Source organism: Kitasatospora sp. NPDC056651 (assembly GCF_042792155.1).
Taxonomy (GTDB): Bacteria; Actinomycetota; Actinomycetes; order Streptomycetales; family Streptomycetaceae; genus Kitasatospora.
The window spans coordinates 77,255-100,726 of record NZ_JBHTWX010000001.1 but is presented as its reverse complement, the minus strand read 5'-3'; the positions used below and the strand labels follow the sequence as shown (position 1 = coordinate 100,726).

12 protein-coding genes are annotated in these 23,472 nt (G+C 71.0%); 6 read left to right on the top strand and 6 right to left on the bottom strand.

The window, feature by feature from the left end:
* Positions 1-50: 50 nt before the first annotated feature.
* The gene (locus ACFRAR_RS00365) at positions 51-4,247 is read left to right on the top strand and encodes an FG-GAP-like repeat-containing protein (RefSeq protein WP_380692951.1); all 4,197 of its coding nucleotides are present in this window, start codon (positions 51-53) and stop codon (positions 4,245-4,247) included.
* A 161-nt stretch (positions 4,248-4,408) separates the two neighbouring features.
* On the opposite strand, the gene ACFRAR_RS00360 is transcribed toward ACFRAR_RS00365, so the two are convergent.
* Positions 4,409-5,380 carry a LuxR C-terminal-related transcriptional regulator gene (locus ACFRAR_RS00360; protein WP_380692949.1) on the bottom strand — a complete coding sequence of 324 codons (972 nt, stop codon included), beginning with the start codon at positions 5,378-5,380 and terminating at the stop codon, positions 4,409-4,411.
* 349 nt (positions 5,381-5,729) lie between these two features.
* Here ACFRAR_RS00360 and ACFRAR_RS00355 point away from each other — a divergent pair, with 349 nt between their 5' ends.
* Complete coding sequence (locus ACFRAR_RS00355; protein WP_380692947.1) at positions 5,730-5,912, top strand: hypothetical protein; 183 nt, start codon at positions 5,730-5,732, stop codon at positions 5,910-5,912.
* 43 nt (positions 5,913-5,955) lie between these two features.
* Here ACFRAR_RS00355 and ACFRAR_RS00350 read toward each other — a convergent pair whose 3' ends face one another.
* Complete coding sequence (locus tag ACFRAR_RS00350) at positions 5,956-6,159, bottom strand: hypothetical protein (protein ID WP_380692945.1); 204 nt, start codon at positions 6,157-6,159, stop codon at positions 5,956-5,958.
* 340 nt (positions 6,160-6,499) lie between these two features.
* Here ACFRAR_RS00350 and ACFRAR_RS00345 point away from each other — a divergent pair, with 340 nt between their 5' ends.
* The 3 genes from ACFRAR_RS00345 (at position 6,500) to ACFRAR_RS00335 (ending at position 17,572) form a co-directional block, all read left to right on the top strand.
* Positions 6,500-13,870: an RHS repeat domain-containing protein gene (locus tag ACFRAR_RS00345; RefSeq protein WP_380692943.1), complete on the top strand. Its 7,371-nt coding sequence runs from the start codon at positions 6,500-6,502 to the stop codon at positions 13,868-13,870.
* A gap of 488 nt (positions 13,871-14,358) precedes the next feature.
* Positions 14,359-14,733, top strand: a complete 375-nt coding sequence (locus tag ACFRAR_RS00340) for a hypothetical protein (protein WP_380692941.1) — start codon at positions 14,359-14,361, stop codon at positions 14,731-14,733.
* Positions 14,734-15,427: 694 nt separating this feature from the next.
* Positions 15,428-17,572, top strand: coding sequence for a hypothetical protein (locus ACFRAR_RS00335; RefSeq protein ID WP_380692939.1), 2,145 nt, complete (start codon positions 15,428-15,430; stop codon positions 17,570-17,572).
* Between the two features lie 157 nt (positions 17,573-17,729).
* Here the strand turns inward: ACFRAR_RS00335 and ACFRAR_RS00330 are convergent, their stop codons facing one another.
* The 4 genes from ACFRAR_RS00330 to ACFRAR_RS00315 all read right to left on the bottom strand — a co-directional run bounded on the left by ACFRAR_RS00330 (position 17,730) and on the right by ACFRAR_RS00315 (position 22,620).
* Positions 17,730-19,100: a S8 family serine peptidase gene (locus tag ACFRAR_RS00330; protein WP_380692937.1), complete on the bottom strand. Its 1,371-nt coding sequence runs from the start codon at positions 19,098-19,100 to the stop codon at positions 17,730-17,732.
* Between the two features lie 208 nt (positions 19,101-19,308).
* The gene (gene fabG, locus ACFRAR_RS00325; RefSeq protein ID WP_380692935.1) at positions 19,309-20,067 is read right to left on the bottom strand and encodes a 3-oxoacyl-ACP reductase FabG; all 759 of its coding nucleotides are present in this window, start codon (positions 20,065-20,067) and stop codon (positions 19,309-19,311) included.
* 95 nt (positions 20,068-20,162) lie between these two features.
* Entirely contained in the window at positions 20,163-21,362 is a 1,200-nt protein-coding gene (locus ACFRAR_RS00320) for a thiolase family protein (RefSeq protein WP_380692933.1), read from the bottom strand.
* A 94-nt stretch (positions 21,363-21,456) separates the two neighbouring features.
* A complete protein-coding gene (locus ACFRAR_RS00315; protein ID WP_380692931.1) occupies positions 21,457-22,620 on the bottom strand; it encodes an acyl-CoA dehydrogenase family protein in 1,164 nt (387 codons plus the stop codon).
* Positions 22,621-22,792: 172 nt separating this feature from the next.
* On the opposite strand from ACFRAR_RS00315, the gene ACFRAR_RS00310 reads away from it, so the two are divergent.
* Positions 22,793-23,452, top strand: a complete 660-nt coding sequence (locus ACFRAR_RS00310; RefSeq protein ID WP_380692929.1) for a TetR/AcrR family transcriptional regulator — start codon at positions 22,793-22,795, stop codon at positions 23,450-23,452.
* Positions 23,453-23,472 lie beyond the last annotated feature (20 nt).

Genomic DNA, 23,472 nt, shown 5'->3' with positions numbered 1-23,472 from the left:
GACATGTCCCTGCTTACGCGGAAGCGGGCAGTCCCTCGCCGGGTCCGCAGGTGAACACCCCGGAGAACACCGCTGCGCTGAAGGCGCGTCAAACCGGAAAGCCTGTCGAGGTCGCGGAGCGGCAGGACGAGACGACCGACCTCGTGGCCAATCCGGACGGGAGCTTCACTCAGCGGCGGCATGCGCGGCCGGTGCGCGCGAAGGTCGCCGGGCAGTGGCAGCCGGCCGATGCCACGTTGGAGCGCCGTGCCGACGGAAGCATCGCTCCGAAGGCCTCGGTGTTCCCGATGGCGTTCTCGGCCGGTGGCAGTGCCCCGCTGGCCACCCTGCAGAAGGACGGCAAGTCCCTCGCCATCACGTGGCCGGCGCCGCTGCCGCAGCCCGAGTTGAGCGGTGACACGGCCCTGTACCGCGAGGTGCTGCCCGGGGTGGACCTGAAGGTCATCGCCGAGACCGACGGCTTCGCCCACCAGCTGGTCGTCAAGACCCGTCAGGCCGCCGAGGATCCGCGCCTGGCCCAGGTCACCTACGGTCTCAAGACCTCGGGCATCACCCTCAACTCGGGCAAGGACGGCCGGATCGCCGCGACCGACACCGCCGGCGGCACGGTCTTCACCGCGGAGGCCCCGCGGATGTGGGACTCCCACGCCCCGGCCGCCGCTGCCCAGCAGCAGCCCCCCGCCATTGCCTCCCCGCTGAAGGCCAAGGCCGCACCGGCAGCTGCCCCGGCCGCCGACAGCACCGCGCCATCGGACCCGGCCACCCCCAGCAGTGCTGAACACGCGCCGAAGACGATGGCCACCGAGATCACCGCAGACACGCTGCGGCTGACCCCGGACGCCGGTCTGCTGCACGGCGCCGACACCGTCTTCCCGGTCGTCATCGACCCGACGTTCACCGACGGCTGGCGCAACCGCTGGGCGGTGGTCTACTCCGCCACACCCGGCGAGGCCTACCCGGACGGGAACGGCTGGCACTCCGACAACCCGGCGGACGAGCCCCGCGTCGGCTACAACGGCAGCGGCAACACCCGTTCCTACTTCGAGATGAACACCAGCGGCCTGGCCGGGGCCACCATCATGTCCACGACCTTCCACGTCGAGGAGACCCACTCCTGGGGCTGTGACCCGGCCGCGGCGGGCAACACCGAACTCTGGGCGACCGGCCCCATCAACAGCACGACGCCGACCTGGAACAACCAGGCCGCCTGGATCTGGCAACTGGACGCCAAGGCCTTCGCCCACGGCAACCCCGGCTACTGCCCCGGGGTCCAGGGCCAGGACTTCAGCACCGACAAGCTGCGCGCGGTCGTCCAGGGCGCGGCGGACCGAGGAGACGGCACCGTCACCTTGGGGCTGCGCACCCCGGACAACTACCTCGGCAACAAGAACAGTTACAAGCGGTTCAAGAACAACCCGTGGCTGGAGGTCACCTACAACCGTCCGCCCGTGCTCCACGACTACGCGGCCTGGGAGGGCCAGTGGACGCCGGGCAGCAGCGGCAACGTCAACGTGCCGTGCGTCAGCGACCCGGCGGCCTGGCCGACCGTCGGGCGCAACGACGTCGTGCTGACCGCGAGGATCTCCGACCCCGACAACGACACCGGCCTGGCGGCCAAGTTCGAGGCCTGGGACCACGACACCGGGCAGTTCTTCCCGCCGGTCTGGGCGGGGGCCCCGAACGGTTCGTGGGCCATCACGAGGCTCGGCGCGGGCAGCCTGCGTGACGGTGGCCGCTACAAGTGGCGCGCCCAGGCCGAGGACGGTCTCGCGGTCTCGGGCTTCGGCCGTGACTGCGGCTTCAACGTCGACCGCACGCCGCCTTCCAAGCCGACTGTCACCGCCGCGGACGGCCACCGCATCGACATCGAGGACGTGCCCGCCCGCAAGCCGCGCACGGTCAAGTTCGCCTCCAGCGACCAGTTCGGGCTGAAGGGCTTCTGCTACGCGCTCAACAAGCCCCTGCCCGTGGTCAACCAGGGCTGTGCCGGGACCTGGGTGGACGCCGGTCCGGACGGGACGGCGACCGTGACGCTCACGCCCACCATGTGGCCGACCAACCGGCTCACCGTCCAGGCCATGGACAAGGCCGGGAACCTCTCCCCCTACGACGGTTCGGACGGCGGCCCCAACTCCAGCACCACGCTGGTCCTGACCGCCCACAGCGACTTCGTCCACGACGCCACCGACCCGGCCCTGGGCGGTGACCGCCGCGGCGACCTGACCGGTGACGGTCACGCCGACCTGGTGGCCGCGACCAGCACCGGTGATCTCGTCCTCTACGCCGGTCGGGGCGACGGCACCTTCGAGCAGCCCCGGACCGTCGCGAGCCCCGGCTGGTCCGGTGCCCAGATCACCCACCGGGGCGACTTCACCGCCCAGAGCCCGGGCCAGACCAAGGACGGCTACGAGGACTTCGTCGTCAAGCAGGGCACCCGGCTCTACCTCTACCCCGGCAACGGCATGGGCGCCCCCGACGAGTCCAAGCGCACCGAACTGGTCCACCCCAGCGGCGGCGACTGGTCCGGTACCAGCCAGATCGTCGCCACCGGTGACCTCGACAAGAGCCCCGGCGACGACCTGATCGCCAAGGACGGCGACACCCTCGTCCTCTACACCGGCACCGAGGAGGGCCCCCTCGCCGTCCAGGGCGGCACCAACAGGCTCAAGCCCGCCACCGTCATCTCCTCCGCCGGCTGGGCCGACTACGACGTCCTCGCCCCCGGCGACGTCAACGGCGACGGCATCCCCGACCTGCTCGCCCGACGCAACACCTCCGATCCCAGCGACCCCGAGTACGGGCGCGTGCGCCTGGTCCTCGGTGCCCGCACCGCCGACGGCCACGGCTACCAGGCCCCCAGCCCCGCCACCGGCACCGTCTACGCCACCGGCCTCGACCCCCAGCACCGGCCCCTGATCACGACGCCCGGCAACCTGCACGGCACCGTCGCCGACAGCGGCAAGGGCTACCCGCTGTTCACCCCGACCCCGGGCCAGACCACCGGTGACATCCTCGCGACCACACCGGCCGACCCCACCGCCGCGGTGACCCACTACACCGCCGACGGGAGCGCGCAGAGCACCACCTGCCCGACCGGCTGCCTGCTGATGTACCCGGGCACGCCCACCGGGCTCGGCCTGCCGCGCCTGGTCGCCCAGGGGAGCCTCCACACCGTCACCGCGCTCGACGGCGGACAGAGCCTGCGCAGCCCGGCCACGGCCATGACGCGGGCCGCCAACGGCTCGCTCGTCGCGGTGAAGGTCAACCCCGACGGCAGCCTGTCGGCGACCAACCAGACGAACCCGACAGGCGGCTTCCGCAGTTGGTACCAGCTCGGCGCCCAGGGGCTCCACACCGGGGACCCGGCGCCGATCCTGTCGTCGGCCGCAGGCGGCACCGTGCACGTCTTCGCCCGCACCCGCGCCGGCCGGATCGTCGACTACGCCCAGACCGGCGCCAACTCGTCCTTCGCCCCCGCGGCGGCAGTCGGAAGCTCGGCGCCGGTGTTCGCCCAGGACCCCGCCGTCACCCTCACCGCCAACGGCAGCATGATCGTCACCGCCGTCGACACGGCGGGCGACCTGTGGGCGACCAAGCAGAGCGCGCCCGGGACACCGTTCGACGCCTGGAGCAAGATCAGCGTCAGCGGCGGCCTCACCGGCCACACCGCCTCCGTGCAGTCTCCCGGGGCCGGCGGCACCGTCACCCTGTTCGCCCGCACGACGAACGGACACATCGGCTACTTCACTCAGAGCAGCCCCACCGGCGGGTTCGGCAGCGGCGACTACCTCGGCGCCAACTCGCCCGTCTTCGCCGGTGACCCGAGCGTCACCACGGCCGCCAGCGGCGGCATGATCGTGGCCGCCATCGACGTCAACGGCGACGTCTGGGCCATCGACCAGGCCGGCCCCGGAACGGCCTTCCGCTCCTGGTACCGGATCACCCCGAGCGGCGGCACCGGCGGCGCCACCAGCGTCGTACTGTCCGCCGGAGCCGGCGGCACGGTCAACATCGTCGCCCGCACCAAGGACGGCCACATCGCCCTGTTCGGCCAGAGCGGCCCGACCACCGGGTTCGGCACCGGCGTCAACCTCGGCGACCCCGGCATGATCTTCGCCGGCGACCCCCGCGTCCTGCTCTTCGACAACGGGGCCATGGTCGTCACCACCAGCGACGTCACGGGCGCCACCTGGGCGATCGACCAGCCCGTGCCGGGAGCCGCCTTCCGCTCCTGGTACCGGGTGTAGTCGCGAGGGAAGGAAGACCGAGAGGCCGGCCGGCCTGGCACAACACGCCAGGCTGGTCGGCCTGTTGCCGCAGGCGCCATGATGTCATCGACGTGGGGATGGGCATTGGCGCCGACCGGACGGGCGGTTGTAGTGGCGCCGAGGCGCACGCGACGGCAGGTTCAGAGCCAGCCACGATGAGCGGCCTTGATACCGGCTTCGAACCGGCTGCTCGCACTGAGGCGTTCCATGATCGAGGCCATGTGGCGGCCGACGGTGCGGGAGGAGATGCCGAGGCGCTGGCCCGCCGCCTCGTCGGTGAGCCCGGAACCGAGCAGCCGCAGCAGTTCTCGTTCTGTGGGGGAGAGGCCGGTGCGAGGGTCTTCGGGATGTGTGGCGCCGAGCGGGACGGCCGTGGTCCAGGCCTGTTCGAAGAGATCGAGCAGGGCTGCGAGGATGCCAGGCTCGGTCACATGAAGCGCACCCATCCGGTTGTCGGCCGGGTCGATGGGGACGAGTGCCTGAGCGCGGTCAACCACCACCATGCGGGGTGGGATCGTGGGAGAGGTGCGGACCTCGCCGCCGTGGCTGAGCAGCCAGTGGGCGTAGGTGGCCACGTGAGGCTGATTGCGGGTGGAGTCCTGGTAGAGGGTCCGCATGGTGACACCGCGGGAGAGCACCTCGGTATCGGCGGGGCGGCTGGCGAGGAGATCCTCACGTCGCTGGTCGCCAGGCTGGCTGCCGAGTACCTCGGTGGTGGCGCTTCGGCCCATCTGCTCGAGCCTGGTGTGGATGGCATCCAGACCGAGGAGACGCTCGCCATGATTCGTCCGATGCTCTGCGCGCTGGGCCACCATGCGCGTGACGGCGGCCCGGGACGAAGCCAGCCGGGCCTGGTGAGCGGCCAGTTCGGCCTCTTGGGCGGCGAGTATGTCGGCCAGGCCGATGTCGGGGCTCACCGCTCGCATCTGCCCGGGCCGTTCGGCGGAGACACGGATGAGCGTGAGCCGGCCCAGCTCGTCCAAGTGATCGTGCACCTGGGCGACCGGCAGGCCACAGTGTGTGGCGATCCGGTCAACGTCGAAGGCGGGATGATCAAGCATCGCCTGGTACACCGTGGCGGCTCCGGCCGTCAGACCCAGGACTTCCAGCATGATGTCCCTCCGTATCGTGGCCGCCAGATTCGGGGGCCGGTCGCATCCAAACAGCTGTGCGAGGGTAATTCAAGATCTGATCCGTGGCGGTCTTGGCGGTATGGGTCTGTATGCGAGGTGAGTCGTCGGTCACGCCGCCGCGCCAATTGACGTGAGCGCGACATTGAGTCCGAATCCCGCCAGGCCGATTGACGACATTCGCAGTGTCTTCCGGTGGCGGTGGCGGGCGGCGAAGCTACTCATCGCCACCGGGAATCGGCTCGGATCGGCAACCGGACGAGGCGTCGACCGCGGGACGCCGGGTCCGGTCGTAACCCCCTCTCTCACCCCTGAAGAAGGAACCCCTGCCATGCTCCGTATTCGGATCGCCCAGGCCGCCGCGGTCGCTCTCGTCTCCGCCACCGTGCTCCTGATGGCCCCCGCCGGCGCCTCTGCCGACACCGCTGGGGCCGCGCCCGGTCCGGTCGTCGGCTCGTCCGACAGCCTCGGCTGGGGTGGAGTCTCCCAGGAGAGCCTCGGCTGGGGCGGCTGAGCGCGCAATGGAGATCGTCTACGCCAGCCTGAACCACCGTCGCTCAGGTGAGGCGGCGAAGACGAACGAGGTGGCCGGGGTCCTGGACGCTCTGTGGGCGCACACCGAACCAGTGGACGGCCTCCAGCACGTGAGTGCGCGGCCCGCCGCCGATCGGCTCGACCTCCTGCTCTACTTCACCAGCCGAGATCCGTCCGTTGAGCCCGGAGCCGTTCTCCGCGCCCACGCCCTGCTGCTCCGCAGCCATCGGACCTCGCCCCTGCTTCACCGAACCTACCTACCGCCGGAGCCACCCCAGGACGCGGACCGCACCGCCAGGTGAAGACGGCGACAGGTACCCCGCCATACAGACAAAACCGTTCCGGCCAGGGCTCATCAGGCCCACAACCCGGTTGGACCCCGACCTCGGCGACTGCGATCAGTCCGTCTCCGGAATCGCGGGTCTCGCCGGGCACGGCCGTGCCCTCGCACAACTCGACCAAGAGGAAGAAGAACGGATGTATCCATCCGACAGGGGCGCCTCGCCCGGAGCGCGAAAGCGCCGGGCAGAGGCAATGACACGCCCAGTGCTCCGTAAAGTCGCGCCCATGGCGGTGACGGCGCTGATCGCCGCCGCCGTACAGATTCCGGCCATCGCGGCAGCGGCCGACAGTGAGTTCAAGCTGCCTCCCGTCCAGCACATCGAATCCGTCCCGCTCTCCAAGGTCGAGGCGGAACGCCGTGACCCGAAGACGGCCCAGCCTCCGACCGCTCCTCCGGCCGCGGCCTGGCCCAAGTCGGGGAAGGCCGAGATCGCCCTGCCCTCGGCCTCGGCGAAGCAGCCGTCAGCGCAGGCGAAGGCGCCCGGTCTGCCGCTGACCGTCACGTCGGCCGGGGATGGTCCGGCCTCGGGCGAGCAGCCCAAGGTCCGGGTGGGCCTGTCCGACCGCGCCGCCGCGGCCTCCGTGGGCCTCGACGGCGTTCTGGTCGACGTCGAGCCGGTGGCGGGCAGTGCCGCTCCGGACAAGGCCCGGGTCCAGCTGGACTACAAGGCCTTCCGTGAGTCGTTCGGCGCCGACTGGGGCTCCCGCCTGACCTTCGTTCAGCTGCCCGCGTGCGCGCTGACCACGCCGGACCAGCCGCAGTGCCGCACGACCACACCGTTGGTCACGTCGAACGACACCAAGGCCGGGACACTGACCGCGGACGTCTCGGCGACCGCGCCCACCCCCAGCGGTCAGGCGGGTGGCGGTGCCGTGAAGTCCTCCTTCTTCCAGGCTGCCGGAGCGTCCGCCGCCGGCGTGATGGTGCTGGCCGCCACGGCCGGGGCATCGGGCCCGGAGGGCGACTACAAGGCGACCTCGCTCTCCCCGTCCAGCTCCTGGTCGGTAGGTGGCAACACTGGTTCGTTCATCTGGTCCTACCCCGTCGAGGTTCCCCCGGTGCCCGGCGGCCTTTCCCCCAAGATCGCCCTCGGTTACTCGTCCGCGGCCATCGACGGGCGCACCGCGTCGACCAACAACCAGTCCTCGTGGATCGGTGACGGCTGGGACTACAACCCCGGCTTCGTCGAACGCAGTTACACCCCGTGCGTGGGCGACAATGGCTCGGGCAGCAACGCGCCCAGCAACACCGGTGACATGTGCTGGAAGTCCGACAACGCCACCATCTCGCTCAACGGGAACAACTCAGCCCTGGTGCGCGACGACGCCACCGGCACCTGGAAGCTGTCGAACGACGACGGCTCGCGCGTGGAGAAGCTCAACGGCAACGCCACGGACACCGCCAACGGTGACACCGACAACGAGTACTGGAAGGTCACCACGACCGACGGCACCCAGTACTTCTTCGGCAAGAACCGCCTGCCCGGATGGAGCGTCGGCAAGCCCGAGACCGGCTCGGCCCTGACCGTGCCCGTGTTCGGCAACCACCCCGGCGAGCCCGGCTACGCCCCGGCGTTCAAGGACTCCTCGCGCGACCGGGCCTGGCGCTGGCAGCTCGACTACGTCGTCGACCCGCACGGCAACGCGATCGCGTACTTCTACGACCAGGAGAAGAACGCCTACGCCAAGAACAGCGGCGCCGCCACCAGTGTTCCGAAGGCCGACGCGGTGTACACCCGTGCCGCCACGCTGAACCACGTCGAGTACGGCCACCGGGCGGGCCAGGTCTACAGCGCCTCTCCGGCCGGCAAGGTCAGCTTCTCCACCGCGGACCGGTGTGTGGCGGCCGACTGCTCCTTCACCAAGGCCAACGCCGCCAACTGGTACGACACTCCGGTCGACCAGAACTGCGACAAGGACCAGGACTGCCGCAACGGCGCCCCGACCTTCTGGTCCAAGAAGCGCCTGACGGGCATCAGCACCCAGGCGCTGCAGGGCAACGGCAGCTACAAGGACATCGACTCCTGGAGCCTGGACCAGGACTTCCCCGCCACCGGGGACAGCGGAGGCCGGGCCCTGTGGCTGAAGACCGTCACCCGTACCGCCAAGGCCGGCTCCACGGCGATGACGCTCCAGCCCGTCGCGTTCGGCCACGGGGACCCGCTCCCCAACCGGGTCGACTCGGCCGAAGGCCGGCCGCCGATGAACCGGTACCGGATCAACCGGATCACCTCCGAGACCGGTTCCAACACCGACGTCAAGTACGCCGGCATCGACTGCGTCGCCGGGGCTCTGCCCAGCCCGGACAGCAACACCAGGCGCTGCTACCCGTCCTGGTGGACCCCCGAGGGGGCGGTCGACCCGGTCCTCGACTGGTTCCACAAGTACCCCGTGGACACGGTCACCGAGCACGACCTGGTCGCCGGTTCGGGGTCACCTGACAAGGTCACCAGCTACGAGTACCTCGACGGGGCCGCCTGGCGGCGCGACAACTCCGAGTTCACCCCGGACAAGGAGCGCACCTGGAACGACTTCCGCGGCTACCAGCGGGTCCGCACCCGTGTCGGCGACTCCGGCAAGAGCCTGACCGAGACCGTCTACTTCCGCGGCATGGACGGCGACACCCTCGCCAACGGCCAGCCGAGGCCCGTCAGCCCCCTCCAGGGCGTCAAGGACAGCAACGAACTCGCGGGCTACGTCCGGGAGACCATCGTCTACGACAAGGACGGGGGCAAGCCGGTCACCAGCACGGCGAGCACCCCCTGGGTCCGGAGCACCGCGAGCCGGGCGGTGAAGGCCCTGCCCAGCAAGGACGGCAAGCCCACCGCGACCCCGCCGGGAGAAGCCGGGCGACCCGAGGCCGCGGCCCTGCCACCGGCGACCGCCACGATGGTCCGCACCGAGAGCGAGACCACCAAGGCGTTCCAGCCGGACGGCAGCACAGCTCGAACCGTCCGTCTGAGCCGTACCTTCGACGACTACGGTCAGATCAAGACCGTCTCCGACGAGGGCGACACGAACGTCACCGGTGACGAGCAGTGCACCCGCACCGCCTACGTCGCCCCGGACACGGCCAACTGGCTCATTTCCTACCCGCAGTCCGTCCAGATCAGCGGCACGCTCTGTTCGACGGCCGCCACGCCGGCGACCGTCACGAGCGAGACCCGCACGGCCTACGACGGCCGGGCCGTGGGGGCCGCGCCGGAGCCGGGCAAGGGCAACGCCACCACGGTGCAGGCCCTGGACCGCTATGACGGAGGCACCCCGCACTACCTGACGGCCACCACGACCGTGTACGACCAGTACGGGCGCGTGACCTCCGCCAAGGGTGCCAACAACGCGGAGACCACGACGTCCTACAATCCGGCGAGCGGCAGCCAGCCCACCGTCGTCCAGACGACCAACGCCAAGAAGTTCACGACCACCACTACCTACGACGGGCTGCGGGCGCTTCCGGTGAAGGTCGTGGACACCAACAACCGCGCCGTCCACGTCGACTACGACGCCATGGGGCGTACCACGGCCGTGTGGAACTCGGGCCGGGACAAGAGCGCTTCGGCCAGTACGACGTACAAGTACACGATCGAACCGGGCAAGCAGCCCGCCGTCACCACCAAGGCCCTTCTCGAAGGCGGCGACTACCGCACCAGCATCGCCCTGTACGACGGCCTGCTCCGTCCGCGTCAGACGCAGGAGGAGGCTCCCGGAGGCTCAGAGGCCCACAACGGTGGCCGCAACATCACCGACAGCTTCTACGACAGCCACGGCCGGGTCTACCGCACCAACGCGGTGTACCACGCCGACGGGCCTCCGGAAGCGGCACTGTGGATCGGCCTGGACAACAAGGTCCCGTCCCAGACGGAGACCGAGTTCGACGGCCTCGACCGGCCCACCGCCAGCATTTTCAAGTCGCTGAACGTGGAGAAGTGGCGCACCACCACCCGCTACGGCGTGAACTGGATGGCGACGACCCCGCCTGACGGCGGCACTCCCACGCTCACCACCACCGACGCCCACGGACGTCCCTCCGAGGTGCGGCACTACAAGACCGGAAGCCCCGACTACGGCGCTCCCGCCTCCGCCTACGAGACGCTGAAGTACACGTACGACTCCGCCGGCAAGCTCGCGAAGCTCGTCGATCCCGCAGGCAACACCTGGAGCTGGGAGCACGACCTGCTCGGCCGTCAGACGAAGGCGGTCGATCCGGACAAGGGCACCACCATCAGCGCTTACAACGCGGACGGCACCCTCGCCACCGTCACCGACGGCCGGGGGAAGACCCTCGCCTATACCTACGACATCCTCGGTCGAAAGACGGCGATGTTCGACGGTTCCACCAGCGGGACCAAGCTGGCCGAGTGGGCCTACGACACCCTGCCCGGCAGCAACGGCCTGGCCACCGGCAGCACCCGCTTCGAGAACGGCAAGGCATACACCACCGCCGTCACCGGGTTCGACGGCGCGGCCCGACCCACCGGAACCACCGTCACCATCCCGGACAGCGAAGGGCCCCTCGCGGGCTCCTACACCACCTCCCAGACCCACACCCCCGACACCGGGCTGGTCGACACCACCAGCTACCCGGCCGGCGGAGGCTTGGCGCAGGAGACCATCCGCCGCAACTACACCCCACTGGGCCTGCCCACCTCGGTCAGCGGTGGCAGCAGGGTGTACTCGCTGGGCAACACCTACTCGCCGCTGGGCCAGCTCCAGCAGAGCACCCTCGGAGACATCGGGTCCCGGGCGGTTCAGACCTACGACTACGAGAACGCCACCCAGCGTCTCGCGGTGGTTCAGACCGACCGGGAGAAGAGCGGGCCGCAGACACTCAACAGGAAGACCTACACCTACAACCCGATCGGCAACATCACCCGGGTCCGCGACGACCGCGACAACGCCGCCGTCACGGACACCCAGTGCTACACGTACGACTTCGACCAGCGCCTGACCAACGCCTGGTCGGCGACCGACAACTGCGTCGCCCAGCCGACCTCGGTCAACGGCCCGGTCGTCGGCGGAGCCGACCCGTACTGGACCAGCTACACCTACGACGCGGCCGGCAACCGCACCCAGGCGACCAACCGCACCAGCGGCGCCGCCCCCGGCCCGCTGATGGACACCACCAAGGTGACCGCGGTCGCCATCGCCGGCGACGGCCAGACCTCCTCGGTGGCGATCGCCGGCGGCCAGGTCTACCTGGCGCAGCAGCGTGCCAACGGGACGTGGCGCAACTACGAGAACCTGCACACCACGACCGGGGCAGGTGCTCTGCCCGCGGCGGTCGAGCACGTGGCGGCGGTCTGGTCGGACAACACCCTGCAGATCATGGCGATCGCCGGCGGCAGGGTCTGGCACACGCTGCGCAAGGCGGACGGTTCCTGGCAGCCCTGGGGTGATGTCACCGGCGCCGTCGGTCCGATCGCCAACCCCAACCAGCTGTCGCTGTCCGCCACCGCTTCCGGGCTGGAGGTCCTCACCTTCTCCGACGGCGTGCTCAAGCACACCCTGCGCAAGCCCACCGGCGAATGGGGGGTCTGGGGCAACGTCTACAGCATGGCCGGTAACCTGACCGGTGCCACCCGCGTCACCAGCGCGGCCACCGCCAGCGGGCTCGAGGTCATGGTGATCGCGGGCGGCAAGCTCTGGCACACCATCCGCAGGCCTGACACCAGTTGGCAGCCCTGGGGCGATGTCTACAGCATGACCGGAGCGCTCGCCGCGCCCGCCAACCTCGCCGCCACGGCGACGGGGGCCGGCCTTGAGGTCGTCGCCATCGCCAACGGGACCATCTGGCACACCGTCCGCAAGCCCGACAGCAACTGGCAGCCCTGGGGAAACGTCAGCCAGGTCGTGGGCCAGCTCAACCAGCCCGTCTCGGCATCGGTCGTCAGCTCGGGCGGCGACCTCAAGCTCATCACGGCCGCCGGCGGAACCCTCAACTACACCAAGCGGTCCGCGGTCACGGCCGGCTGGCTCTCCTGGACACAGCTCACCCAGACCGCGGAGAACCAGCAGAGCGACCAGACCCAGCGCACCTCCACCTACCCCGCCCCAGGAGGCACCCGACCGCACGCCCTGTCCCGCGTCGACATCACCGGAACCGGCGCCCGGACCGACACCTTCACCTACGACGACGCCGGAAACACCATCCGCCGCGTCACCGCCGACGGCGACCAGACCCTCGACTGGGACACCGAGGGCCACCTCGCCAAGTCCACCACCGCGGGCAAGAGCACGACCTTCCTCTACGACGCCGACGGCAACCGCCTCCTGCGCCGTGAGCCCGACTCGGTGACCCTGTACCTGGACGGCCAGGAACTCCGGCTCGACAAGAACGCCAACAAGGTCACCGGCACCCGCTACATCACCGCCGGCCAGTCGACCATCGTCAAGTCCTCCGACGGCAGCCTCAACTACCTCATCAACGACCAGCAGGGAACCGCCCAACTCACCATCAGCGCCGACAGCCTGGCGTACACGCGGGGCGACACCACCGCCTTCGGCACCCCGCGGGGCAAGAAGCCTGCGACGTGGCCCACCGAACGGGGCTTCGTCGGCGGCACCAACGACGCCACCACCGGCCTCACCCACCTCGGCGCCCGCGAATACGACGCGGCCAACGGCCGCTTCATCTCCGTCGACCCCGTCCTCGATCCTACCGACCCGCAACAGATCAACGGCTACGCCTACAGCAACAACAACCCCGTCAATATGTCTGACCCCAGCGGGCTCCACCCGGACGGCACCTGCGGCGGCTTCGGCCCCTGCACGACCCCGACTGGCGAGACGGTTCAGGAGACGTGGACCCAAGACGCCAGAGGCGCTTGGCAGGTTGACATCGTCAAGAAGCGTCGGCCGTACCAGCCGCCGTCACGGAACACGAGCTCGGGTATCCCGGGTCTCAAGAAGCCGGCGGCGCAACCGGCCCAGTCGGACTCCGCCTGCGGGTCGAAGAAGGCCTGCGCCATGGCCGACAAGATTGACGAGGTCAGCCGAATCTGCGTCTCGGTCGGGTGCGGCATCTACAGCGTGACGAACTATGCACGCAACACCGACAGCGCCTATGACGTCCTGCGGGCCTGGGTGCTCAACGGCTGGGACAACCCCGACGTGGTGAACTTCGGTGCGGGTGACCCGCTGCTGATGGACCTCGCCGACACGCACGAGGTTGCCGTGCTCAGGGCGAAGCTGCTCAAGAACTACAAGGAGAAGGGGGATGCGGCTATCGGTGAAGAAAAAAATGAGCCTTACGAGGACACGGGACCATTTGGGTTCGCTCCCTTTGGCATCGTCCTTGATGGCCTTGGCACAGTGACCAACGGGGCAATCGGTTCCAGGGAATCGAAGGCCGTCATCGGTTCGTTCAACGCGGTGGGTTCGATCAGCAGCATCGAGCAGACAAAGGAGGGATACCGTGTGGTGAACATGCACTTCACGGTTGACAATCCCTGGGACCTGAACTCCGCGACCAAAGCGGTGCCCCGTGGCTGGAACCTCACGCTCTCGACCCCGCTCGGCACCGTATACGGTCCGGGTAAGGCGATAAACGGCCACTTCGAGTGGGGATACCGAACCATTCTCGCCCCCAACGAATAGTCCTCTCCAAGCCGGAGGCGTCCCGGCTGCCGACCCTTCTCGGCAGCCGGGATCGCTTGCCGTATCCGCATGTCGGTAGCGGGCCGGTTCGGATGGAGGGCTCCGGCGTCGCTCCGAAGGGGAGCCGGGCGGCCCGAGGGGCCGTTCGTGGTAGCCCTTGGGGTCAGGTGAGTGGATTCCGAGGCTCAGTTGAACGTGTTCAAAAAATATGACAGGCTGGTCTGACCAGCACCGGACGCCCGCTGTGAACTGCCGTTGTGGCGTTCGCGGCGACACGTTCGAACCGATGTGGTGGGGAGACGGATATGGAAACAACGCATGAGGACTTGGCTGTAGCCGCCGGTGGGCTGCAGTCGTCGCCGTGGCCGGCCGACGGGGTGCACAACCCCGCTCGCCGACTCGACCGGCGTTTCGGGTGGGCGGTGGTGGTTCTCGGATGTTTGGCTCTCGCGTGTACGTCCTGCGCCGGTGCGGGTGGCGACGACGCTGTGATCAAGCAGGCCGAGCTGGTCGGGGACTGGAGCAACTCGGCCGGCGCCAAGGTGCACGTCGCGGACGATCACGGTTTGACGGCGAGTGGGATCGGCCATGCGGTGCCCGACTACAAGTGCGCGACGAGTCTGACCGCCGGCAAGTGGCAGTTCTGGGTGCAGGACGGCTCGCCGAACAGCCTCACTGAGTCGGATACGGCGACCGAGGGCAAGCGGTTCGGGGTGACGGTGAACACCAGTGGGACCCAGTGCGACCTTGCCGCCAAGGTTCAGCGTGACGACCGGGGATTCAACCTTTGCCTTGTCCGGGACCTCGACCAGACCTGCACCGGCGAGGAACTCCTCCGGAAGGACGCCGCGAACACCCGGTGATCGACATTCCCGGACGGGCAGGGCGGTGGGCTCCGCTGCGGCCGGAGTTCCTTGCGAGGCCTGCCGGTCCGGTACCGGACGCCGCTCCGGCTTCGCGGCTCGGACGAAGGCAACGGCTCGACCGATCCCGGCAGTTCATCCGACACGGCCCAGGGGCGACACAGCCTCGTCCCGACGCGTCGATCAAGGAGCGGCGGCGTGGGCGGGCGCTCTCGCAGAGGCTTCTGACGGGGTCTTTCCGTCGGGGACGGCGTGGGCGGGATGGCGCGCCGATCGGCCACCCGGCCTGGAACGGGCGAGCCGGGATCTCGTAGGGTGGCGCGCACGGAGTGTGGTGGGAGGCACCACGCGGGCGAGGGCATCAGACGCCGCGGGAGCGGCGGGGCGGGGCGGTGACCAGGAGATGGCGGAGACGACAGCGGTTTCCGGAGGTCCCGACCCGGCGTTGGACTCGGGTCCCTGGGACGCCGTACCGCAGCCGCCGCGCCTCCAGGCCGAGGAGCACCCGCCGGGTCCGGCCGCGTTGTACGAGCCTCCGCCGCCTCCGGCCGCTCCCGCGCCGATCGCTGTGCCGGCTTCGGAACCGGCTTCGGTTCCGGGCGTCGGGGCGGGTGCCGGGGTGGGAGTACAGGGGGGTGCGCAGCCGGTCGGGCAGGCGCCCGTCCCGCCGCCCGCGCTCCCGGCCGTGCCGCCCATGGCACCCACCGGATGGACCCTCACCGGACTGCCGGCCGTCGGGTCCGCGTCCTCGCCGACCCCGCCACCGTTCCCGGTGCAGAGCGCGGCGCAGGGTGTCGCCGCCGTCGGGGCGGGCGGGCTCGGCGCGGCGCCGCGTGGACGGATCCTGGTGATCGAGGGCGGGTACGGCAACTCCGGTCGCCGGACCTGGGGCCGCGGCGGCCCCGCCCAGGCACCGGTGCTCTCGGCGATGCTCGCAGCCGTCTCGCCGCAGGTGCTGCTCGCCGCGGACGCGGTGGACGCCGTCCACCTCCCCGGTGCGGGTGACCCGCACACCGTCCTCGCCCACCTGCGTGCCGCCTCCCGGCACCCGGGACCACTGCTGATCCACCTGGGCGGCCACGTGGTCGGCGACAAGCGTGGCGGCCAGCTCCAGTTGACCCTGCGCGACGCCAAGCAGGACGGTCTGCCCTGGCAGGCCATCGCCGCGGAGCTGAGCCACCGTCCGGCCGAGTGGCCCACCCTCGTCATCGCCGACCTGAGTGCTGATCAGAACGCCTGGCCGTACCTCCAGGGCACGGTCTCTCCGCTCAGTGAGGGCATCCCGCTGTGGGCGGTGGTCAGCCCGGACCCGGAGCAGATCGGTACCTTCACCCGTGCCCTGATCGAGGCGCTGCACGGCGGCCGGCCCGGCGCGGGGGAGGTGCTCGCGCCCGAGCAGTTGCGGCAGCAGGTGTACTCGGTGCTGCGGCCGGACGTGGTCATCCTGGCCACCCACGCCCCGGAGCGCCCGTTCTTCCGCAACACCGCCCGGCGGGGCGAGGGTCCGATGGCCGAGGCGGCGCCGACCCCGGCGTCGCTGCCATCGCTGCCATCGCTGGCGTCGCGTCCGGCGGAGCCGCGGGACGCCGTCGTCGACCTGCCGGTGCCCGCACCGGCCGGGGTGCGTGCGCCGTCCGCACCGGCCGAGGCGGGCTTCGGGTCCTCCACGTCCGACGCGGTACCGGTGACCGACGGAGGCCCGGTCAGCCTGGTCAAGCCGGGCGTACCGCCCACCCCGCCGCGGCCGGCCCGTCCGGTCAGCCTGCTGAAGGCGGGCGAGGAGGCCGAGGCGGGCGAGGGAGAGGTGGGCGAGGAGGTGGTGGCGCCGGTCGTGACCCTGCGCAAGCCCGTTCCGGCCGACACCGTTCCGGCCGACACCGTTCCGGCCGACACCGTTCCGGCCGACGCCGTGCCTCCGGTCGGTGTCACGCTGCGCAAGCCCCGGCCGGAGTCGGTGGATGTCGCAGCGGAGCCCGAACTCCTCCAGGAAGAGGCCGTGGTGGCCTCCGAGGCTGTGTCGGAGGCGGTGGAGGGGACGGCCGAGGAGGTCGTCGAGGAGGCGCCCGAGGACGCGGTCCCGGTCGAATCGGCACCGGCGGACGAGGCGTCGACGGACGAGGCGCCGACGGACGAGGCGCCGACGGACGAGGTGCCGGTCGACGACGAGCCCGCCGACGAGCCCACTGGTGAGTCCGCTGACGAGGCGTCGGCCACCGCCGTGTCCCAGGGGAGCGTGCCGACCGGCGAAGGGCCGGCCGACGCGGCCCCCGTCGACGGACCGCCCGCCGCCCCGCCCGCCGCCCCGCCCGCCGCCCCGGCCGGGACCCCGGCCGGAACGCCGACCGAAGCCCGGGCTGAGAGCCCGGACGAGGCGGCCGGCGCCGAGGCCCCCGGGACCGGCCGGCCCCGCGCGGACTACCGCGAGGTCATCGGACGGATCGTCCGTAGCGCCGACGCCGGGGACCATGCCGCCGCCACGGATCTGGCCTTCGCGCTCGAACTGGAGGCGATCGCCGAGCACGGGGCGGTCTCCGAGCCGGTGCTCCAGGTGCGGCAGGTCCGGGCGCACGTGTGTCGGCTCGCCGGCCGGCCGGTCGAGGCCGCGGACATCTACCGCGAGGTGGCGCTGACGCTGCTCCGCTCGCAGGGCCCGGACCATCCGGAGACCCAGCGGGCGGCCACCAATGCCGAGGCCTGCTGGCGCGCGGTCACCGACCGGGCGGAGGCGATCCGGATCGCCCCGGAGATCATCGAACTGCGCGCCTATCTCCCGGGCCCCGACGGCCGCAAGCTCCGCGCCGCGGAGCGCTACCTGACCCAGCTGGCCGCGACCGGCTGACCGGAGACGGCAGGCCGGAGACGACGGGCCGGAGACGGCTGAGACGACAGGCCGGAGATGACGGACAGCGGACAGATGACAGATTTCGAAATCTGTTATCTGTCCGCTGTCATCTGTTCGCTGTTACTCGTTACCCGCTACGGCGCGACCCGTCGGCTCAGCGAGCGGCGATCGCGTGCACGAACTTGGCGGCGTCGATGGTGCCCAGGCCGCTGGCGAGGTCGTAGCCCGGGGTGGCGTTGTAGCCGGTGACGCCGCCCCAGCCGTTGTCGCCCTCCTTCACGTCCACGATGCCGCTCCACTGGCTCGGCAGCAGGTTCATGCCGTACAGGCGCCAGTTGAGCTGGCCGAGGCGGTGGCCGGCGAGCTGGTCGGCGAGCGCGACGACGCCCGAGAACAGCGGGGTGGCCTCGCTGGTGCCGCCGGTGAGGTGCCAGCCGACCGAGGTCGGGTCGTAGGACTCGTAGGTCCAGGCGGCGCCGTCCACGGCCGCACTCATGCTGATGTCCGGCGTGCCGCGGTGGTTGCCGGTGACGTTCGCGACGCCGGTCTGGTACCACGGGCGCTCGAAGATGCCCGAGACGCCACCGCCGCCGGCGCCGGACGTGTCGTGCCACACCTTGTCGGGCGCGGTGCGCTTGCCGGAGTCGTCCAGGGTGAGCTGGGTGCCGCCGATGGAGGTGACCAGCGGGTCCGAGGACGGCCAGGAGTTGACCTTGTACGGGTACAGGTCGGTGCCGTTCTCCTGGGCGTCGGTGGCGCCGTTGTCGCCCGAGGCGGCGAGCACGGTCACGTTGTGGTCGGCGGCGTCCTGGAAGGCGTACCGCAGATCGGTGAGCGACTTGAAGTCGCCCTTGTCGTACCCCGGGAAGGTGTTCTCGGTGGCGCCGAAGCTCTGCGAGATGACGTCGCCGCGGCCGGCCTTGATGAGGGCCTTCTCGGCGTCCATCATCTCGGGCAGGCCGGTGGTGCCCTCGGTCTCGGAGACACCGGTCTCGACCAGGATGATGTGTGCGTCGGGGGCGATGGCGTGGGCGTACTCGACGTCCAGGGTGGTCTCGCCGGCCCAGCCGGTGTGGTCGGGGTTCTTCGGGTCGAAGGCGGGAACGTTGCCCCACTTGACCACCTCGACGTTGGTGTCCTGGATGCCCCACTGCTTGTCGAAGACCTCCAGGTCGTGCTGGATGGTCGGGGAGCCGAAGGAGTCGACGATGACGATCGTGCGGCCCTTGCCGGTGACGCCCTCCTGGTACAGCGGGTCCAGGTTGTAGGCGGTGCGGTACTGGAGCGGCGAGTAGCAGTGGATGCCGATCTGGCTGACGCACTGGGTGGTGCTCAGCGGGGCGACGCGCCCTTGGGCGTTGTGGTGGCCGAAGGAGGCGGGCCGGACGTGGACGCCCGTCAGGTCGTGCGTGGGGGCGGCGATCGCGGTGCCGGCGGCCGGTACGGCGACGGTGCCTGCGGTGAGGGCGGTGGCCCCCACGGCGAGCAGAGCCAGGGCGCGGCGGAGGGTGGCGGGGCTGCCCATGGGACTCCTTGGGACGCAGGGCCCGACCTGTTCGGTCGGGTGGGTCCGGCCATCCCATCGAGTGCCGCATGATCATGCCATAGTCATTTGGAGGGGGCACATGATCAAGGTCATGGTCATGCTCGGCCACGCGAAAAGGTAAAGGCCGTCCCAGGGGAAAGTAACCTCCCACCCGGGACGGCAAGGTGACGACACGTCAGCAGAGCTGCTAGCGCGCCCCGCCGTTGACGTAGAGGGTCTGCCCGCTGACGTACGAGGCCTCCTCGCTGGCAAGGAAGGCGACGACCGAGGCGATCTCCTCCGGCTGCCCGACCCGGCGCAGCGGGGTCCGGGCGGCCACCTCCGCCTGGTGCTCCTCGGCGCTGCTGCCGACCCGCTCGGCGGTGGAGGCGGTCATCGCGGTGGCGATGTACCCGGGCGCGACGGCGTTGACGTTGATGTTGAACGGGCCGAGCTCGATCGCCAGGGTCGCGGTGAGGCCCTGGATGCCGGCCTTGGCGGCGGCGTAGTTGGCCTGGCCCCGGTTGCCGAGGGCGGAGCGCGAGCTGAGCGAGACGATCTTCCCGTACTTCTGCGCCACCATGTACTTCTGGGCGACGTGGCTGCAGTTGTACGCGCTGGTCAGGTTGACCGTCAGCACCGCGTCCCAGTCGGACTTGGGCATCCTGAAGAACAGGTTGTCCCGGGTGATCCCGGCGTTGTTGACCAGGATGTGCACCCCGCCGAGATCCGCCGCGACCTGCGCGAACACCGCCTCCACGGCGTCGTAGTCGGCCACGTCGCAGCCGTACGCCCGGGCGGTGCCGCCCTTGGCGGTGATCTCGGCGGCCGTCCCGGCCGCGCGCTCGGCGGTGAGGTCGACCACGGCGACCGCCGCGCCCTCCTCGGCCAGCCGTCGGGCGGTGGCTGCCCCGATGCCCTGTGCCGCGCCGGTCACGACGGCGACCTTCCCCGCGAACCGCGTCATGTGAACTCCTCGGAAGTCTGGATCAACAGCTGACAAGTGACAGCTGACAGATGACAAGCGACAGATGACAAGCGATGGGCGGCAGGCGGTGGCCGTCAGACGTTCTCGACCAGCACGGCCGTACCCTGCCCCACGCCCACGCACATGGTGGCCAGGCCGCGCCGGGCGCCGGTACGGCGCATCCGGTGCAGCAGGGTGGCGAGGATGCGGGCGCCGGAGCCGCCCAGGGGGTGGCCGAGGGCGATCGCCCCGCCACTGGGGTTGACCACCTCCTCGGCCCGCTCCGGGCTGAAGCCGATGCCGTCGGCGGAGGCGAGCGCCTGCGCGGCGAAGGCCTCGTTCAGCTCGGCGGTGTCCAGGTCGGCGAGCGACCAGCCGGCCCGCGCGAGCACCTTCGCCGTCGCCGGGACCGGGCCGATGCCCATGACGTCCGGGTGCACCCCGGCCGAGGCGCCGGCCACGTACCGGCCGAGCGGCTGGAGCCCGAGGTCGCGCAGCGCCTCCTCGCCGACCAGGAGCAGGCCGGCCGCGCCGTCGTTCATCGGCGAGGCGTTCCCGGCGGTCACGGTGCCCCCGGGCCGGAACACCGGCTTGAGTCCGGCGAGCTTCACCAGGCTGGTGTCCTCGCGGATGCCCTCGTCCTGGCCCACCGTCACCCCGTCCGGCCGCTCGACCGGGACCAGTTCGGCGTCGAAGTGCCCGTCCTTGCGCGCGGCGCCGGCCCGCTGGTGGCTGCGCAGCGCGAAGGCGTCCTGGCGCTCCCGGCCGATGCCGTACCGCGCGGCCACCTCCTCGGCGGTCTCGCCCATGCTGAGCACGCCGTGGAGTTCGGCCATCCGCGGGTTGGTGAGCCGCCAGCCGAGCCGGGTGTCGAAGGTCTCCATCCGGTGCGGCAGCGCCTCGTCGGGGCGGGGGAGGACGAAGGGGGCACGGGTCATCGACTCGCACCCGCCGGCCAGCACCACGTCCGCCTCACCGGAGCCGATGGCCCGGGCGGCGAGGGTGACGGCCTCCAGGCCGGAGGCGCAGAGCCGGTTGACGGTGGCTCCCGGCACGGTCTCGGGCAGGCCGGCCAGCAGGACGGCCATCCGGGCGGCGTTGCGGTTGTCCTCGCCGGCCTGGTTGGCGGCGCCCCAGTAGACGTCGTCGATCCGGGCCGGGTCGAGCGCGGGCACGTCGGCGAGCAGGGCGCGCAGCACGGTGGCGGAGAGGTCGTCAGGGCGGACCGTGGCGAGCGCGCCGCGCAGCCGGCCGATGGGTGTGCGGCGGGCGGCGGCGAAGTAGACGGGACGCACGTCGTCGGGCTCCTTGTCGGGTGGCGGGGATGGCGGCGTGACGAGGGTGGCGAGGGTGGTGGGGAGGGCCGGGCAGGCCCGGGGCGGGGTGCGGTCAGAAGGCGCTGACGCCGGTGAGGGCGCGTCCGATGAGCAGCTGGTGGATCTGGCTGGTGCCCTCGTAGAGGGTCATCACCCGCGCGTCGCGCAGGTACTTGCCCACCGGGTACTCGTCGATGAACCCGTAGCCGCCGAAGACCTGGAGCGCGTTGTTGGCGGCCCGGACGGCGGCCTCGCCGGCGTACAGCTTGGCGACGGAGGACTCGGTGGCGAACGGCAGGCCGCGCTCGATGTGGTCGGCGACCTTCCAGGTGAGCAGCCGCGCCGCCTCGACGTCCACGGCGATCCCGGCCAGCAGCTCCTGGACGAGCTGGTGCGAGGCGATCGGCTTGCCGAACTGCTCGCGTTCGCCCGCGTACCGGACGGCGGCCTCCAGGCAGGCCCGGGCGATGCCGACGCAGCCGGCCGCCACCGACATCCGGCCCTTGGCCAGTGCGGCCATCGCCACGGTGAACCCCTCGCCGACCTCGCCGAGCCGGGCGCGGTCGGGCACCCGGACGTCCTCGAAGGAGAGCGCGGCGGTGGCCTGGCCGCGCAGGCCGAGCTTGCCGTGGATCTCGGTGCGGGTGAAGCCGGGCAGATCGGTGGGGACCAGGAAGGCGGTGATGCCCCGGTGGCCCCGCCGTTCGGGCGAGTCTCCGCCGGTGCGGGCGAAGACCAGCGCCACGTCGGCCCAGGTGCCGTTGGTGATGAACGTCTTGGCGCCGCTGATCAGCCAGTCGTCGCCGTCCCGGACGGCGCGGGTGGTGAGGTTGGCGGCGTCCGAGCCGGTGCCCGGTTCGGTGAGGGCGAAGCAGGCGAGCGCCTCGCCGGAGGTGAGCCGGGGCAGCCAGTGCCGCTTCTGCTCCTCGGTGCCGAAGCCGTTGACCGACTTGCCGACGAGTCCGAGCGAGACCGAGACGATCCCGCGCACGGCCGAGTCGCCGCGCCCGAGCTCCTCCAGGACGAGGCAGTACGCGAGGTGGTCGCCGCCGCTGCCGCCGTACTCCTCCGGGATGGTCAGCCCGAGGAAGCCGACCTTCGCGAGCTTGCCGATGATCGCCCGGTCGACGGACTCGGCGCGGTCCCACTCGGCGGCGTACGGCACGATCTCGCGGTCGGTGAAGGAGACGGCGAGGTCCCGGACGGCGCTCTGTTCCTCGGACAACTCCAGGTTCACGGCGGCTCCCGAATCCGGTGTCCAGGGCCCGGGAGGGGGTCCGGGCCCATTAAACTAGCGCTGCAAGTTTTATGGGGGGACTGTAGCCCCGCCGGCGCCGTGCTGGGAAGGGGCGCCTGCCAGAATCGGTCCCCAGCGCACTCGACCGGAGGAACCGGAGGCACCCGCCGCGATGGCCCGTCCACGCACCCCGCTGCTCAGCCGCGAGCGCATCGTCGCCGTCGCGCTGCGGCTGATCGACGACGAGGGGCTGGACGCCCTCTCCACCCGCCGACTCGCCACCGAGCTGTCGGTCAGCGGGCCCTCGCTCTACAACCACTTCGCCACCAAGGACGAGCTGCTGGACGCGGTGGTGGACAGCGTCATCGGTGAAGTCGACCTGTCGATGTTCCAGCCGGCCGGGACGGGGACCGCCGAGACCCCCTGGCCGGAGGCACTGCGGGACTGGGCCCGCTCCTACCGCTCCGCGCTGGCCGCCCACCCCAACATCGTCCCGGTGCTCGCCCAGGGCCCCGGGCGGCGGCCGAACGCGCTGCGGCTGGCCGACGCCGTCTTCGGCCACCTGGTCGAGTCCGGGTGGCCGCGCGGTCAGGCGACCCGGATCGGCGCCTTGATGCGCTACTTCGTCACCGGCTCCGCGCTGGCCTCCTTCGCGGCCGGCTTCCCGTCGGACGCCGAGGTCTACGACGCGGCCGACTACCCGCACCTCGGTGAGGCACACCGGTTGGCCGGGCACCGGGGGACGGTGGACGAGGGCGCCTTCGAGACCGGACTGGAGGCGCTGCTCGACGGGCTGGCCCTGCGCTACGCCCGGCTCGTCGAACGGTCCTGACCCGGCCGCGTCGATCGGTC